The sequence below is a fragment of the Microbacterium sp. LMX7-1.2 genome, assembly GCF_040675935.1.
In the GTDB taxonomy this organism is placed as follows: Bacteria; Actinomycetota; Actinomycetes; order Actinomycetales; family Microbacteriaceae; genus Microbacterium.
On record NZ_JBEGIL010000001.1, the window covers coordinates 1458187 to 1474587 of the forward strand.

The 16401-nt window shown below is 70.3% G+C and carries 9 protein-coding genes; 5 read left to right on the forward strand and 4 right to left on the reverse strand.

Annotation, left to right across the window (positions count from 1 at the left end):
* The first annotated feature begins 3 nt into the window (after window positions 1–3).
* The 3 genes from MRBLMX7_RS07180 to MRBLMX7_RS07190 are packed head-to-tail and all read left to right on the forward strand — an operon-like array spanning window position 4 to window position 3961.
* Window positions 4–1428, forward strand: a complete 1425-nt coding sequence (locus tag MRBLMX7_RS07180) for a polysaccharide biosynthesis tyrosine autokinase (RefSeq protein WP_363367054.1) — start codon at window positions 4–6, stop codon at window positions 1426–1428.
* Window positions 1425–2750 (forward strand): polysaccharide biosynthesis protein, encoded by a 1326-nt coding sequence (locus tag MRBLMX7_RS07185; RefSeq protein WP_363367055.1) that lies wholly within the window; start codon window positions 1425–1427, stop codon window positions 2748–2750. The genes MRBLMX7_RS07180 and MRBLMX7_RS07185 overlap by 4 nt, the downstream gene beginning before the upstream one ends.
* On the forward strand, window positions 2747–3961 hold the full coding sequence (locus MRBLMX7_RS07190; protein ID WP_363367057.1) for a hypothetical protein: 1215 nt from the start codon (window positions 2747–2749) through the stop codon (window positions 3959–3961). The genes MRBLMX7_RS07185 and MRBLMX7_RS07190 overlap by 4 nt, the downstream gene beginning before the upstream one ends.
* Before the next feature lie 190 nt (window positions 3962–4151).
* Here the strand turns inward: MRBLMX7_RS07190 and MRBLMX7_RS07195 are convergent, their stop codons facing one another.
* The 4 genes from MRBLMX7_RS07195 to MRBLMX7_RS07210 all read right to left on the reverse strand — a co-directional run bounded on the left by MRBLMX7_RS07195 (window position 4152) and on the right by MRBLMX7_RS07210 (window position 12387).
* A complete protein-coding gene (locus MRBLMX7_RS07195; RefSeq protein ID WP_363367059.1) occupies window positions 4152–9815 on the reverse strand; it encodes a PKD domain-containing protein in 5664 nt (1887 codons plus the stop codon).
* Between the two features lie 216 nt (window positions 9816–10031).
* On the reverse strand, window positions 10032–10673 hold the full coding sequence (locus MRBLMX7_RS07200; RefSeq protein ID WP_363367061.1) for a hypothetical protein: 642 nt from the start codon (window positions 10671–10673) through the stop codon (window positions 10032–10034).
* A 63-nt stretch (window positions 10674–10736) separates the two neighbouring features.
* Window positions 10737–11654 (reverse strand): glycosyltransferase family 2 protein, encoded by a 918-nt coding sequence (locus tag MRBLMX7_RS07205; protein WP_363367063.1) that lies wholly within the window; start codon window positions 11652–11654, stop codon window positions 10737–10739.
* Window positions 11644–12387: a CDP-alcohol phosphatidyltransferase family protein gene (locus MRBLMX7_RS07210; protein ID WP_363367065.1), complete on the reverse strand. Its 744-nt coding sequence runs from the start codon at window positions 12385–12387 to the stop codon at window positions 11644–11646. The genes MRBLMX7_RS07205 and MRBLMX7_RS07210 overlap by 11 nt, the downstream gene beginning before the upstream one ends.
* Window positions 12388–12511: 124 nt before the next feature.
* Between MRBLMX7_RS07210 and MRBLMX7_RS07215 the strand changes: the two genes are divergently transcribed.
* Window positions 12512–14725 carry a glycosyltransferase family 4 protein gene (locus MRBLMX7_RS07215; protein ID WP_363367067.1) on the forward strand — a complete coding sequence of 738 codons (2214 nt, stop codon included), beginning with the start codon at window positions 12512–12514 and terminating at the stop codon, window positions 14723–14725.
* Entirely contained in the window at window positions 14722–16389 is a 1668-nt protein-coding gene (locus MRBLMX7_RS07220) for a polysaccharide deacetylase family protein (protein ID WP_363367068.1), read from the forward strand. Before MRBLMX7_RS07215 ends, MRBLMX7_RS07220 begins: the two co-directional genes overlap by 4 nt.
* Window positions 16390–16401 lie beyond the last annotated feature (12 nt).

Consider the following 16401-nt stretch of genomic DNA (forward strand, 5'->3'; position numbering starts at 1 on the left):
TTCATGACACTGCAGGACTACATAGACGCACTGCGTCGGCAGTGGATCGTCATCGTCGCACTGACCATCATCGGCGCCGGTGCCGCCTTCGGCTACTCGCGCACGCTCCCTCCGGAGTACAGCTCGACCGCAGCGGTGATGGTCATCCCCCAGCGCGGCGACAGCACCAACGAACTGGTCCAGGGGTCCAGCTACGTGCAGAGCCTCGTGCAGACCTACGCCGTGCTCGCTTCGTCCCCGCTCGTCCTCACCCCGGTGATCGAGGACCTCGAGCTCGATGAGACGGCGACGCAGCTCGCGAAGCGCGTGTCGGTCGTGAACACCCTCAACACGGTGGTGATCGAGATCTCTGTCACCGACACCGACAAGGAGCGCGCGCAGGAGACCGCCGCCGCCATCACCGACTCGCTCATCGGCGCCGTCGCGGAGGTCTCGCCGAGCGACTCCGAGGGTGCACCGGCCGTGCGACTCGAGACGATCGCGCCCGCACGCGAGCCGCAGGCGCCCATCGGACCCAACACGCGTCTGTTCGCGATCATCGGCGCCGCGATCGGATTCGGACTCAGCGTCGCCTACGCACTGTTCCGCCGCGTGCTGGGCACCCGCATCAGCGAGCGCTCCGACATCGCCGCGGTCACCGACGCCCCGGTGATCGGCGAGATCGTCGCCTGGCGACGCACCTACACGATCCTGTCGACCATGCTGCGCAGCCGCGACAGCCGCTCGGCGGAGTCCTTCCGCGCCCTGGCCGCCAATCTCAAGTACGTGGCCGTGGATCGTGACCTGCAGGTCGTCATGATGACATCGTCCGCGCCCCACGAGGGCAAGTCCTCGGTGAGCATCGGCCTCGCCGCGGCCCTCGCCGAGTCGAACCACGACGTGCTGCTGATCGACGCCGACCTGCGGCGCTCCTCCGTCGCCACGGCTCTGCAGCTGGAAGGCGCGGTCGGGGTCACCTCGATCCTCGTGGGAGACGTGACCTTCGACGAGGCCGTTCAGCATTCCGAGGCCATGAACATCGACATCATCGCCGGGGGCGCGACCGCTCCGAACCCGGGGCAGCTGATCACCTCGCACCGCCTGCGCGAGCTCGTCGCCGAGGCGCGCGAGCGCTACGAGTACGTGATCGTCGACAGCGCGCCCGCCCTCGTCGTCTCGGATGCGCTGTGGCTCGCCGACCTGTCCGACGGCGTGCTCGTCGTCGCCCGATCCGGCCGCACGCGCCGCAAGCAGATCAGCGCCGTGCTCAGCACGCTCAAGTCGACCAAGAAGGACGTCGTCGGCATCGTGCTCAACGCGGTCAAGCGCAACGAGAGCAGCCCCTACTACGTGCCCGACGCCCCCTCTCGCACCTGGTCGCGCTCGACCAAGCGCAAGAAGGCCGCGCTGACCGCAGGAGAGACCGACCGCGACGCCGGCGACGCATGAGCGTACTGCTCGCCCTCGGAGCGAGGGCCCTGTCGATGGCGATCTCGCTCGTGTGCGGCGTGCTCACGGTCAGGCTCATCCTGGGCGGCCCTGGCGTCGAGTACTACGCGCTGTACACGCTCGTGGCGTCGCTGCCCGGACTCATCTCGTTCTCGGATCTCGGCTCGGGCGCCGTGCTGGTCAACAGCATCGCGGTGAGCGACGACCCTCGGGGCGACCGCGTGATCCGGGCGCAGCTGACCACGGTCGGTCGCATCATGGTCGGCTTCGCAGGCATCGGCATGGTCGTGAACGCGATCCTCTACCTCACCGGCGCATGGACCGTGATCCTGGGCGAAGCGGGCAGCCTCCCCGGCGCCGATCTCGCGGCGTTCACATCGCTCATGATCTTCTGCCTCGGCATCCCGCTCGGGATCTGGCAGCGCGTTCTCCTCGGCCTGCACAAGAACCACTGGATCATCCTCATCCAGGCCGCCCAGGGACCCCTGAACCTGCTCCTCGTCTGGCTTCTGGTGTCGTTCGCGCCGCCTTCGGCCGGCACCTTCCTCGCGCTGTCGTCGATGGTCTCCGGGTTCCTCATCGCCGCGACGGGGTTCCTCTTCGCGGTCACGGCGCTGTCGCCGATGCTCGGACGTGCGCTGCGGGACGTCCCCCGCGTGCGCCGCGTGCCCGGCGTGCGGGTCATGCACGTGGGCTGGCCGATGCTCGTGCAGCTCGTCTCGGCTCCCCTCTCCGTCGCGCTGCTGCGCTATGTGCTGGCGCAGTCCGGCACGACGCATGACGTCGCCGAGTACGGCGCGGTCGGACAGGTGTTCTTCGCGATCAACGGCGTGGTCGCCGCGGGCGGCCTCGCCCTGTGGCCGCTGTTCACACGCGCGCGATCACGCGGCACGCTCGCCCGCGGGCCGTACCTGATCGCGGCGCTGTTCGCCGGAGGAGCCGCCGTCATCTGCGCGATCGTGTGGGCCGTGTCCCCCTGGCTGTTCGCGTTCATCACCGACGGCACCCTCGACGTCGCGGGGACCACCGTGCTCGCCTTCGGGCTCATGGTCGTGTGCCAGGCCGCGCTCTACCCGTTGGGCATGTTCCTGATGGATGAGGCGGGCATCCGATTCCAGATGATCCCCGTCGCGCTCATGACGGTCTCGACCATCACTCTGGCCCTGCTCATCACGCCCTCGCTCGGCTCAGCCGGGCCCGTGCTCGCGAACGCGTTCTCGGTGCTCGTGTTCCAGATCGTCCCGTTCGCCGTGTACATCTCCCGCCACCGGGAGCGCCTCATGGGCACTCCCCCGTCGAACGGTGAGGAAGAGCCGACGTGAAGATCGTCGCCGCCCTCGCCTGCGTCATCATCGCCGCCCGCGTCACTCTGCTCCAGGGAGTGACCGCGGGCATCGTGCTGAGCCTCCTGCTGCTCCCGGTGTGGATCGTGGCGATGTGGAGGATGCGCGGCGGTTCCACGATCGTCAGCCTCGGCGGTCTCACGATGATCAGCGGTCTCGTGCTGACCGATTTCTTCGCGGGCGACCACCCCACGAGCGACTCGATGATGCAGCAGAACACGTTCTCACTGCTGGGGTTGATCTGTGGGATCGGCGTCGTGGTCTGGGCGCGCACGATCCTCGGCACGGCCCCGACGGCCCTCTGGTACGGCTTCGGCCTGACGGCGGGCGTCGTGCTGCACGGTGTCAACACCGACAACATCTGGAAGTTCGACCTGTCGGTGCCCGCGACCGTCGTCGTCCTCGCGCTCTGCATGCTCAGCCGCAGGCTGTGGCTCGAAGTCCTCGCCCTGCTGCTGCTCGGCGTCGTCTCCGCCCTCAACGACTCCCGTTCGGCCGGCTCCATGCTCCTCGTCGCCGCGGCGCTCGTGATGTGGCAGGCGCTCAGCGCCCGGCTGTCGAAGAGCTCCTCGACCGTGCGGACCCTCGCCGTCTTCGGATTCGTCGCCGTGATCGGCTACTTCGCACTGCAGTCGTTCATCCTCGAGGGATGGTTCGGTCGGGCGGCCGCCGTGCGATCGGAGGAGCAGATCGCGCAGTCGGGCTCACTCATCCTCGGTGGTCGGCCCGAGCTGGGCGCCTCGAGTGAGCTCATCGCCGCAAACCCGTTCGGCCTCGGCTCGGGCACGCTCGCGAACGGCATCGATCTGATGATCGCCAAGGCCGGCATGGCGCGGCTCAACTACGACCCGAACAACGGCTACGTCGAGAGGTACATGTTCGGCAACGGCTTCGAGGTGCACTCGATGCTCGGCGACCTGTGGATCCGCTTCGGCCTGTTCGGGGCCGCGCTGCTGATCGTCCTCCTCGTCGTGGTGGGCCTCGGGACCGCCTCGCAGGTCGCGCAGCGCCAGGCGAGCGGCCTGACGATCTTCCTCACGATCCAGATCTTCTGGGACTCGCTGTTCGCGCCCTTCTTCTCGACCTCGATCGCCACGCTGATCCTCGGCGTCGCGCTGGTCATGGTCCCGCGTCCGCAGCGGTCCCCGGCGGGAGCGACCGACCGGGACTTCGTCAGCTTCGAACGCTGATCGCATCCGCCCCTTCCCCCGGGGCGCCCCGCCTCAGACGCGGGCGCGCGGTCGCTGGACGCGGCAGGGATGCTGCCTGTCGACGGCGCTGCCCGTAGACGGCGCTGCCCGTATACGGCATCGGGGCCCTGCGATCTCTCGCGGGGCCCCGGTGTCGTGGGTGGTGTGTGCTGTGTGCGGGCGACCTGGCTTACTGCTTGGTGATGGTGAGGTCGTCCCAGGTGAACACGGTGGCGGGGAGGGTGGATGCTCCCGAGACGGTGTTCATGAGTCCGACGGTGCCGGCGGTCTGCATGGCCGCGGTGGTGTCGGTCGCGGTGACCTGCCACGTCGCCGGCTCGGCGTCCGTGGCCTTCCAGACCTTCGCGGACAGGGTCGTCGGGTTCGTGCCGGTGACCGACAGAGCCACGTTCAGCACGGTTCCCGGCGTGTAGGTCACACCCGGCATCAGGTACGAGCCCAGTGCGGTCTCGTCGCGCAGCAGGTACAGGCGCACCCCGCCGCCGACCTCGAACCGGACCCGGGCCGAGTAGTTGGACCCGGCGACCTGACGACCGATCACGGTCGCCGTCGCCGCACCGCCGGTGGCGACCTGGTCGGCCGCGACCGACACCCGGACCACGGCATCCGTGCCCGACAATCCCAGGCGTGCCGTGCGCGTCTGCGACGGAGCCATCGACACCACACCGCCCGTGCCGTTCACGGAGTACGCCGCGGCACCGCCCTGCAACGTCCACGCGCCGCCGAGATCGGCCGTGCCCCACCCGCCGGACGGGACCGTGCGGGTGAACGTGTCGGTGACCAGAGGCGCGTTCGCCGGAGGAGCCGTGACCGTGACGGGCTTGGTGACCGTGTTCGTCGCGCCCTTGTCATCCGTCACCGTGAGGGTGACCTGGTAGGTGCCGGCCGTGGTGTACGTGTGCGACGCCGTCGCACCCGTGGCCGTGCCGTTGTCGCCGAAGTTCCACGCGTACGACGCGATCGTGCCGTCCGGATCCGCCGACGCCGATCCGTCCACCGCCACCGACAGACCCGTCGCCGTCGGCGTGAACGCCGCCACCGGAGCCTGGTTGGGCGCGGGTGCCACGGTCACGGCGGTCGTCTTCGTCGCGACGCCTCCGCGGTCGTCCGTCACGGTCAGCGACACGTTGTACGTCCCGGCGGTCGTGTAGGTGTGCGTGGCCGTCGCGCCGGTGGCCGTGCCGCCGTCGCCGAAGTTCCACGCGTAACCTGCGATCGTGCCGTCGGAGTCGGCCGAGGCCGAACCGTCGACCGTGACCTTCAGACCCGCCACGGTGGGCGTGAACGCCGCCGTGGGGAGCTGGTTCGGAGCGGTCGGAGCGGTCGGGTCGACCACCTCGAGCGACTTCAGGGTCATCGTGGCGTTCGGCGTGGCCGAGGTGCCGCCGAGGTACGTCAGGAGTCCGACGGAGCCGTTCGCCTGCAGGGCCGCGGTGGTGTCGGTGCCCGAGAGCTGCCACGCCGTGGGCTCGGCATCCGCGGAGCGCCAGACCTTCGTCCGCACGGTCGTCGGCGAGGTGCCGGTGACCTGCAGCCGGACCGACAGCTCCGTCCCGGGCGTGTACGTTCCGGGCAGCACGTAGGAGCTGCCGATCGCGGTCTCACCGCGCAGGATGTACACCCGCATGGTGTTTCCGGCCTCGAAGCGCACGCGTGCCGAGTAGTTGTCCGCGCCGACCTGACGGCCGATCAGCGTCCACGAGTACCCGGCGCCCGTGCGGTCCACCGAGAACTTCGCCGTGATGTCGGAGTTCTTGGACGAGACGCCCGTGAGCAGCGTGCTGCGCGTGTCGTAGATGTTCGAGACGATGCGCCCCGTGGTGCCGTCGACCGAGAAGGCCGCGTTGCCGCCCGAGGTGGTCCAGGCACCGCCCTTGTCGGCGGTCCCCCATCCGGCTGCCACCGTGCGCTGGAACTTGTCGCTCGCGAGCACCGTGAACTTGGGAGGCTCGACGGCGGTCAGGCCCTTGGATGCGGATGCCGTGCCGCCGCGGTTGTCCGTGACGGTGACGGTGACCGTGTAGGCGCCGCCAGCCGCGTAGTCGTGCGTCGTGGTCGGGGTCGTCGTGGTCGCGCTGGTCGAGTCGCCGAAGTCCCAGGCGTAGGAGACGATCTGTCCGTCGGAATCCGTCGACGCCGAGGCGTCGAGAGCAGCCGACAGGTTCGTGATCGTCACCGTGAGCGCAGCGGTCGGCAGGACGTTGGGCGCGAGCGCCGCGGTCACCTGCTTGCTGATGGTCGCGCTGCCGCCACGGTCGTCGGTCACGGTCAGCGTGACCGTGTACTCGCCGGGCGTCGTGTAGCTGTGCGTGGCCGTCTTGCCGGTGGCCACCGCTCCGTCGCCGAAGGACCAGGAGTAGGTCGCGATCGTGCCGTCCGAATCCGTCGAGGTCGAGGCGTCCACGGCCACGTTCATGTGGGTCGCGGTCGCGTCGAACGCGGCGGTCGGAAGGACGTTGGCCGCCCGGACCGTGACGGCCTGCGTGAGGCTGTCGGTCGCGCCGCGGTCGTCCTTCACCGTGAGCTTCACCTGGTAGGTGCCGCCCGCCGTGTAGGTGTGCGCGGCGGTCGGGCCGTCCGTCGACGTGTTGCCGTCGCCGAAGTCCCAGGCGTAGGAGGCGATCGAGCCGTCCGCGTCGGCCGAGGTCGACGCGTCGAACGCGACGGCCAGGTCGGTCGGGATCGAGCCGAACGCGGCCGTCGGGGCCTGGTTCACCGAGCCGAAGGCGCCGAGCTGGTAGTGCTCGCTCACCTGCGCGGCCGTCAGGGCCTTGCCGTACACGGCGACCTCGTCGATCGTGCCCGTGAAGGTCGTCGCTCCGGCCCAGCCGCTGTCGTTACCGACCCGCCAGTAGCCGCTGTAGTTCTGTGCGACCGTGTTCGCGTTGGTGCCGACGAGCGTTCCGTCGACGTAGAACGCCATGCCGTCACCCGAGAGCGAGCCCACGACGTGGTGCCACTGGCCGTCGTTGTACGAGCCCGAGGTGCTGATGTTGAACTGCGCGTTGTTCCACACGCCGAAGTTCAGCGTGCCGTTGGGCGACATGTAGATGTGGCGGTCGTTGCTGCTGCTGAGGCCGCTGTTGCTGTCGCCGAATCCGACGATCTTGCCGCCGGCGGTCGTGGTCGTCTTGAACCACGCCTCGGTCGAGAAGATCTGCGGAGCCGTGTACTGCTTCGTGCCGGCCAGTCGCACCGTCGTCGAGCTCGTGGTCGGCGCCCAGCGCACGGCCTTGTTGCTCACGCCGGAGATCGCGCCGGTCTGGTTCTTCACGAGCACGCTCGTGTTGCCCGTGTACGTGCCGGTCGAGGCGTTGATGCCCGAGTCCGCGGCGGTGGTGCCGGTGCCGGTCTCGTTCAGACGCCAGTACAGGGTCGGATCGAGGTCGAAGACAGCCTTGCCGTAGGAGTCGGCGGGAGCCGCCGGGATCGTGCTGGTGCGGCCGCTGGCCACCCAGTGCGCGTCGACCTCCGAGCGGGTGAGCGCACGGTCGTAGATCGCGACGTTCGAGATCGAGCCGGCGAGGTACGCACTCGTTCCGGTGTTCGGCCACGACCCGTAGTTGTCGCCGCCGATGCGCCAGTACCCCGTGTAGTCCTGAGCCGAGGTCGTGTCGGTACGCTCGCCGATCTTGACGCCGTCGACGTACAGCACCTGACCGGCCGGGCTCAGCGAGGCCACCACGTGGTGCCACTGGTTGTTGTTGAAGCCGGTGCCGCTCGTGATGGTGCTGGTCGAGCCCGGGTAGACGCCGAAGGTGACCCGCCCCGAGTTGTCGAGGTAGACGTGACGGTCGTAGCTGCCCGAGTTGCCGGTCGCGGCGTTGCCGAAGCCGACGATCTTGCCGCCGCGCGTGCTGTTGGTCTTGAACCAGGCCTCGACCGTGAAGGTCTGCGGGCCGGCGGTGCTGTTGCTCGTGCGTGCGCCGGAGCCGGAGGCGCCGGTGAACGTGGTCGCGCTCGAGGTGCCGACCGGACCGGTCGCGCCACGGGTGCCGTTGGTCACGACGAGGTCGTTGCCGCCGGACCAGTCGAAGCCGGCGGCGCCGCTGCTCTCGTTGAGGGGCCAGTAGTCGATGGGCGTGCTCGTGAGCACGGCGTCGTCATAGGAGGTCGAGACCCCGGCGGCCGCGGTCGTGACCGGCGTCCAATCGCCCTGCGTGCTGTTGCCGTAGGCGTCGATCGCTCGTACGCGGTAGCTGTACGTCGTGCCGGGCACTGCCGTGGTGTCACGGTAGGACATCGCGGGACGCGTCCAGAAGTTCGACAGCTGGTCGACCTCGTAGATCGGCGTCGTCATGCCCTTGTCCTGACGGAACACCTGATACTTCAGGCTCTGGTTGTCGCGGTCGTAGTTCGCGGCCCACGAGAGGCGGTTCACGCCGGTCTGGAACGAGGTGGCGCTGAGCGTCCATGCCCCGCCCTGCACCTGCGGACCCTGCTTGTTGGGTGCGACGGTCTTCTTCGCGAACCGGACGATGCCCTGCTGGCTCGCTCCGTTCACCTTGAGGAACTCGCCGCCGACGAGGAGGTAGTCGCCGGATGCCGAGACCTGCCACGGACCCTGGTACTGACCCGTGTAGTTACCGGGGACGTACTCCGGGTACCACTGCAGCAGCGAGCCTGCCGGGTTGCCGGCGAAGTTGCGGTAGCCCTGCGTGTCGTTCGTGATCAGCTGGCCGCTCGGCGCCTTGGCGAATGCGAGCGAGTGCTTGTACGAGCGCGGGTTGGTCTCGGGGAAGCCCGCGACGTTGCCGCAGTAGTGCGGGTGACCCACGACGTAGATGACGTCGCCGACCGGGGAGATGTCGTAGCTGTCGCCGTGGCAGTCCTCCATCCAGATCAGGCTGCCGTCGGCCCAACTGGCGCGGAATCCGCCCTCGAAGCCGTCCTGCGAGGTCCCGCCGTAGTCGAAGCCCGTGCCGTAGACGCTGTCGCCGTCGGAGGACAGCGAGTACATCGCGGCCGCGGTGCCGCCGTTGCGGAGCACGCTGTTCATGGCCCAGGGCATCAGGGTGCCGGTGCTCGCGTCGAGCGCGGTGATGCCGCGTCCGGGGTTGGTGGAGCCGTTCACGGAGGTGAACGATCCGGCGATGACGACCTTGGAGCGGTCGGGGGAGACGACGATGCCCTTCGCACCGTAGCCGCCCTGCACGTCCGCGGTGAACGCGGTCACCGCACCGTTCGCAGGCGAGACCGCCGCGACCTTGGTGCGCTGGGTGCCGTTGATGGTCGTGAACTCTCCCGCGAGGTAGATCGCGGAGTCGGTCACGGAGACCGCGTCGATGCGGCCGTTGGCCTCGGGGGCCCAGTTCGTGATGAGCGCGCCGGTCGCGGTGTCGAACGCCGCGATGCGGTAGCGCCAGGCGCCGGCGGCCTGGGAGAACATGCCGGCGACGTAGATGCGGGATCCGTCGGCGGACTTCTTGATGTCGAGGACGGTGCCGTTCGTGCCCGGGTTCCACGACGAGATCAGGTTGCCCGTGGTCAGGTCGTAGGCGAGCAGGTTGGCGCGCGGAGTCTCGTTCGTTCCTGCGGCAGCGCCTGCCGGTCGGGCCTGCGCGAAGCTGCCACCGACGTACACCGTGTTGCCGACGACCTCCTGCGCGTAGACGACACCGTCGATCTGCACGGTCGGCAGCGCATCGGCGGCGAACGTCTCCGGCGTACCTGGAGCCGGCGTCGTGTCGGCCGCGGCGGCTGCGGGCACGGTGAGCGCGCCGAAGGTCACAGCCAGAGCGGTGGCGACAGCTCCCAACAGCTGTGCCGTACGCGTGCGACGAGCGCCGCGCTTCTCGGCCGCAACGATACGGCCACCCCAATTGATGTGCACTTTGTTCTCCCCAGAGTTCTGCACTGCGCACGCAGAAGCGGCGCTAAATGAAGACCGCCTCCCACAGGCGACCTTTTCCCCTGCGCTGATGGTAGCGGCATATCGGTCTTATTGGCAAGACACAAGTCGAAGGGAATCTCCGGGGTGTCCGACCTTCGGCCAGACGGGGTGCACGGCTGCGCTCAGCCGACTCGGCCAGACGGAACGCCGGGTCGGTCAGCCGACCGCGCCACGGAACACGAACGCAGGCTGCCCTGCGCGGTAGTCGACCGTCAGCGTGACGTCACCGCGCTGGTTCTCGGGGATCGTGAACACGTAGACGCCGGAGGCCGACTTCCCGGCATCCAGGGTCCCCTCGAACGGTGCTCCGCCGGGGCGCACCAGCCCGCCGGCCGGAGTGCGATCCTGACCGAGGTAGGCGTTGACGGAGATGAGGCCCAGGTCGACCGCCTCCCCCGTGTCGTTGGTGAGCTCGAGCTGGAACTGCACTGCGGGTCCGGCGATCTCGCCGGCCTGCACGGCCTCGCCCTGGACGGCCGTCATCGAGACGATACGCGCCACGAGGCCCTCGCCATTGTCGGATGGTTCGTCCGGCGCGACAGGAGTGAGCTCGGGCATGGTGCCGGACGGCTCGGATGCGCCCGGAGTCGGCTGCGCCGGGTCGGGCGTCTCCGAGGGGGCGTCCGTGGCACTGGCCGTCGGCGAGGGCGTCGGCGAGGCATCCACGTCCTTCGGGGCGCCGGAGGACGTGACGGCGAAGTACACGACGACCGCGATGACGACGACCGCGATCGCGGCCAGCCACCACCACATCCGACGACGAGGACCGCTCGTGGCTGCGCCCGACTCTTCGCTCATGTCCGTCCCATCCCCCTGCTGCGCTGCGCCGCGACTGCGGCGGATGGGGGCGATTCTATCCGGTCAGTCCCGACGCGAGCGCCGAGCGATACGCCGTCCGTCGCGCCAACCCCGCCACACCGCCCGCAGCGGGCGCCACGGCCGGAGGAGCTGACGACGCCCCCCGCGCAACAGCACCTCGCGGGCCGCCGTCGCGGACGACGCATCCCACCGTCGCACGGTCTCCGCATCGAGCAGCTTCTGCGCCAGCAGCATCCGGTTGCGGATGTTGTAGTAGTAGTAGATCGGCGACTTCGCGTGCACGTCGGGATCGCCGATCCCCTGCGTCCCGCCCTCGTCGTGCACGGCCTTGGCGTGCTCGACCAGCACGAGCTCACCGCCGGCGTCTTCGACCCGCAGGGAGAGATCGACGTCCTCCCAGTAGAGGAAGTAGTCCTCGTCGAAGCCGCCCGTCGCGACCCACGCGGTTTCGTTGATCATGAGCACCGCACCCGTCAGCCAGCGGCGGACGCGCGCCTCGGGATGGCGCTGCGCCCAGGCGCGCCCGTGCGTGGCGCCGTCATCGAGGTCGAGCACGTGGCCCGCCGACCAGACGCGTCCGGCGCCGTCTTCGATCAGGGGCGCGGCCACCACGATCGCGTTGCGGTCGACCGCGTCGAGCAGCAGCTGTGTCGATGCGGCGTCGATCGTGGCATCCGGGTTGATCAGGAGGAAGCGGGTGCGGCCGTCGCGCCGCGCGGCGTCGACGCCCCGGTTCATCCCGATGCCGAAGCCGACGTTGCCGGTCTGCAGCAGTGGGACCCATCCCTCCCGCTCGGCGAGCGTGCGCACGCGCGCAGCCTCCGCGTCCGTGGAGCGGTTGTCGACCACGTACACCGCCGCGTCAGGGACGGCGTGCGCGACCCGCACGAGGTTGCGCTCGAGGAGGGAGGACGAGCCGTAGTTCACGACGATGATCGCGAGCGCCGAATCAGCGCCCATCGCCGGGCTCCTCACCGACGCGACTCATCGCGCGGAACCAGCGCACCGCCGCCAGCAGGCAGAAGGCGGCAGCAGCCGCGAAGAAGAACGCGTAGGCCACCGCGAACACCGTCGCCCATCCCCACAGCACGTACACGAGGCACACGATGCCGTAGTCGACCGGGAGGAGGATGATCGACCGGAGCGAGCCTCCGCCCCCAGCCTCCGCCGAGGAGGAGATGCCGCGGGCCGCCTTCAGCAGATCGTTCAGGATCATGCCGAAGAAAGTCGCCGTCGCGACGATCGCGAAGCCGAGCGGCACCAGCAGGTACGCGTCGGGGAGATCCGTGAAGCGGAAGATCGCGACGGCCGTGGCGAGGGGCAGCGTGACGATCTTGATCGAGTCGATGAAGTGGTCGAGCCACTCCCCCGCAGACGAGCCCCCGCCTCGAAGGCGAGCGACCTGGCCGTCGGCCGAGTCCAGGGCGTAGCCGATGGCGAGCAGCAGCCACACCAGGACGCCGGTCCACCAGGCCGGCTCGACGAGAGCCAGCACCAGGATGCCGGAGAACGTGAACACCGCGCTCACGGCGGAGACGCCGTTCGGCGTCATCCCGAGCCGGTAGGCGATCGCCGCGAACACCCGGCCGACCGGGCGGTTGACGTACACGCTGTACGCGGGGGCGCCCTTCGCGCGTCCCTTCTGGGCCGAGGCGAGCCGCCTCAAGGAGTCGGCGAAGCTCTCCGTGGTCATTCGGCGTGTCCCCTCCGTCGAACCCCGCAGAGAGGGCGTCGATCACCAGATAGAGTATGCCTTGCCGAGGGGGCACGCATCCGGGGAGCGCTGCCGACGCCTCGTCGAAGGGGAGGACCATGTCATGACCGTCGTCGACCCTCCGCACGGAGATCGCAGGCCTCGGGTCCTGATCAGCGCGTACGCATGCGGCCCTGACCAGGGGCCGGAGGCGACCGCGGGATGGGCGCTCGCACGTGCCGCCGCCGAGACCGGCGACGTCTGGATCCTCACCCGAGAGCGATTCCGCGAGTCCCTCGCGACGGCGCTCGCCGCCGACCCGCAGCTCGCCGAGCGCGTCACCGTCGTGCACATCGACCTGCCGGCGCGGATCATGCGCTGGAAGCGACGCGGCTGGGACCTCTACTGGTACTACGCGCTGTGGCAGCGCCTCGCCGGTCGCACCGCGGCGCGCCTGCACGCCGAGGTGCGCTTCGACCTCGCGCACCACGTCACCTTCGCGAACGACTGGATGCCGTGCGGCATCTCGGGTCTCGACGTGCCGGTGATCTGGGGACCCGTGGGCGGGGCCAGTCGCGTCCCCGTCTCGGCGCTCCGTCGCTGGCTCGGTGCCCGCGGTACCGCGACCGAGATCGCCCGCGTCGTGCTCACCGCGATCCCGCGCGCCCTGTGGGGCGACACGACCGCCCGTCGGGCGGCCCTCGTGGTGGCGCAGAACCCCGACGTCGCTCATCGCTTCCGCCGTGCGCGCCGCGTCGTCGTCGAACCGAACGCCGCGTTCGCGGAGGAGATCCCCCCTCACCGCGGCAGCGAGTCCGGCAGGATCGTCGTGTTCGCCGGGCGCCTGCTCGCCTGGAAGGGCGCAGCCCTCGCGATCGAGACCATCGCCCAGCCCGAGGCCGCGGGCTGGCGCCTGCTGATCCTGGGCGAAGGCTACGAACGACGGCGCCTGCAGCGGCTGGCGACGACGCTCGGCGTCGCGGATCGGATCGAGTTCCGCGGACACCTCCCCCGCGACGAGACGCTCGACACCCTCGCCGGTGCCGATGCTCTGCTCTTCCCGTCCATGCACGACCAGGCGGGATGGATCGTGGGCGAGGCCAGTGCGATGGGTCTGCCCGTGGTGTGCCTGGACCTCGGGGGGCCTCCCACGCTCGCCGACGTCAACGCGCGGGTCGTGTCGGCGACCGCTCGCGACCTGCCCGGCAGCCTCGCCCGCACCCTGCGCGACACGACGTCGACGCCGGGGCGCCCGCACCGGCGCTGGGCCGAGGACCGTCTCCCCCGCGTCGTCGCCGACTGGTACGCGACGGCACGAGGCGACCGACGTCGCCCTCTCGTCGTGATGGAGTCGCTCACGCAGCTGCGTCCGACCACCAACCCGTACCTCGTGCAGCTGTGCGAGTCGCTCGAGCGCACGCCCGACGTCGACCTGTCGTTCTTCCGCTGGAAGCGGGCGCTGCTCGGCCGCCTCGACGTGTTCCACGTGCACTGGCCGGAACTGCTCGTCGGGGGCCACCGGCTCTCCGGGCGGATGGCCCGTCGCCTCCTGACCGCACTGTTCCTGGTGCGCATCCGGCTCACGAAGGTCGCCGTGGTCCGCACCCTGCACAACCTGGAGCGGCCGTCCGACATGGCCCGCATCGACCTCGCTCTGCTGAGCGCGCTCGACCGGCTCACGACCCTCACGATCACTCTCAACGACGACACCCCGCTCCCCACAGGGCATGCACGCCGGACGATCCTGCACGGTCACTACCGCGACTGGTTCGCGTCGCACCCCACGGCCGAGGCGATCGAGGGTCGCCTCGGGTACGTCGGCCTCGTGCGGCGCTACAAGGGCGTCGAGCAGCTGATCGACGCGTACCGCGAGTTGGACGCGGAGGGCTCGTCCCTTTCGGTCGCCGGCCGCCCGTCGACCGACGACCTCGCGGAGGAGCTGCGAGGGCTCGCCGGTGACGATGAGCGCATCGACTTCGCGTTCCGGTTCCTCGACGACGCCGAGCTCGTGGCGCGGATCTCCGAGGCGGAGGTGATCGTGCTGCCCTACCGGCACATGCACAACTCCGGCACCGCGCTCGCCGCGCTGTCGCTCGCCCGCCCGATCCTCGTGCCGGACAACGAGGTCAACCGCGCGCTCGCCGAGGAGGTCGGACCGCAGTGGGTGCACCTGTTCGACGGCGAGCTCACGGCATCCGACCTCGCACGCGTGCGCAGCGCCGTCGCAGGCGGTCTGGACGGCGCCCCCGATCTGGCGCGACGCGACTGGGCCGCGGTGGGCAGTGAGCACTCCGCAGCCTTCCACGCCGCGCACGCCCTGCGACGGGCCGGCCGATGACCCAGCCGCTCCGCATCGCCGTGGCGATTCCGACCTATCGACGCCCGGAGCGGCTGCGGAGCCTCCTGGCAGAGTTGCCGGAACGGTTCGCGGAGCTCGACGACGGGGCCGATGCCGAGGTCTTCGTGATCGACAACGACCCCGAGCGCAGCGCCGAGCGCGTCGCGGCCACGCCGCCCGCGGGGGTGCGGGTGACGTACGCCCCGGAGCCGATCCCCGGGATCGCGGCCGCGCGTCAGCATGCGCTCGATGCGACAGCGGGCTTCGACCTGCTCGCGTTCATCGACGACGACGAGGTGCCGCATCCGCAGTGGCTGCGGGCACTCGTCGACACCTGGCACCGCACGGGTGCGGCGGCCGTCGCGGGGCACGTGCACACCGCGTTCCCCGCCGGCACGGATCCGTGGGTCCTCGCGTCAGGGCTGTTCGCGCGCCCCCGGCGGACGGATGGCGAGCGCCTTCCCGCAGCCGGCGCCGGGAACCTGCTGCTCGACCTCGCACAGATCCGCGCCGCGAACCTGGCGTTCGACACCTCGCTCGGTCTGTCGGGCGGCGAGGACACGCTGTTCACCCGGGGCATCGTGGCCGTCGGCCGCCTGGTCGTGGCCTGCCCCGGCTCCGTGGCGGAGGACACGCTCGAGGAGGGGCGCGCGACCCGTCGCTTCGCGCTCGCACGCGCACGCCACCACGGGCAGACCCAGTCGGTCATCGAGCTGCGGCTCGCCTCCGGCCGGCGCGCGCAGCTCGTCTCGCGGGTGCGGAACCTCGTGAAGGGCGGCGGCTGGGCGATGCGCGGCGCGCTCCGCAGTCTGAGCGGCGCGGTCTCGGGTTCGCTGCCTCGTCGCGCCCGCGGCGCACGCGAGGTTCAGCGCGGCATCGGCCTGATTCAGGGGGCGCTCGGCGCCGCCTCGGCCGAATACGCCCGAGACATCCGGCGTGACGGCGGTCGGCTCCGCGGGATCGCGGCGAGCGCGGCGCGACGTCTCTCGCCCCTGTTCCGCTCCGTCGTCTCCGTGCGCACCTCCGCGCCGGTCGTCGTTTTCACGCTCGACGACGGGCCCGATCCCGAGTGGACTCCCCGCGTGCTCGAGGTGCTCGCGGAGCGAGGCGCCACGGCGACGTTCTTCGTGCTGCTGACCCGCACACGTCGGCATCCTGAGCTGCTGCGCCGCATCGTCGAGGAGGGCCACGAGATCGCGCTGCACGGCGAGGACCACCGCCGCCTCACCACCTTGGACGCCGGCGAAGCGGACCGGATGCTGACCCAGGGCCGGGCCGAACTCGAGGCGCTGACCGGCGCGCGCATCCGCTGGTATCGGCCGCCCTACGGCGCATTGTCGATACGCACGTGGCGCTCCGTGCGGACCGCAGGGATGGTTCCCGTCCTGTGGACCACCAGCGTTCTGGACGGCAGGGATGCCGCGCACGAGGAACGGCTCCGACGCGCGACGTCCGGCATTCGGCCGGGGGCGATCGTGCTCGCCCACGATTCGCGCGCGGGACTCGACGACGGTGTGGACGACGGCGCGATCGCATCCTTCGACCGGGCGGCGCTCATCGCCGACGTCCTCGACGCCTACGCGCATCGCGGTCTGTCGACCGTGTCGTTGGGGCGCGCGCTGCGCTCCGGTCGGCTCCACCGGCGCATGCTGCTCGTCGGCTGAGCCGGACCGGGC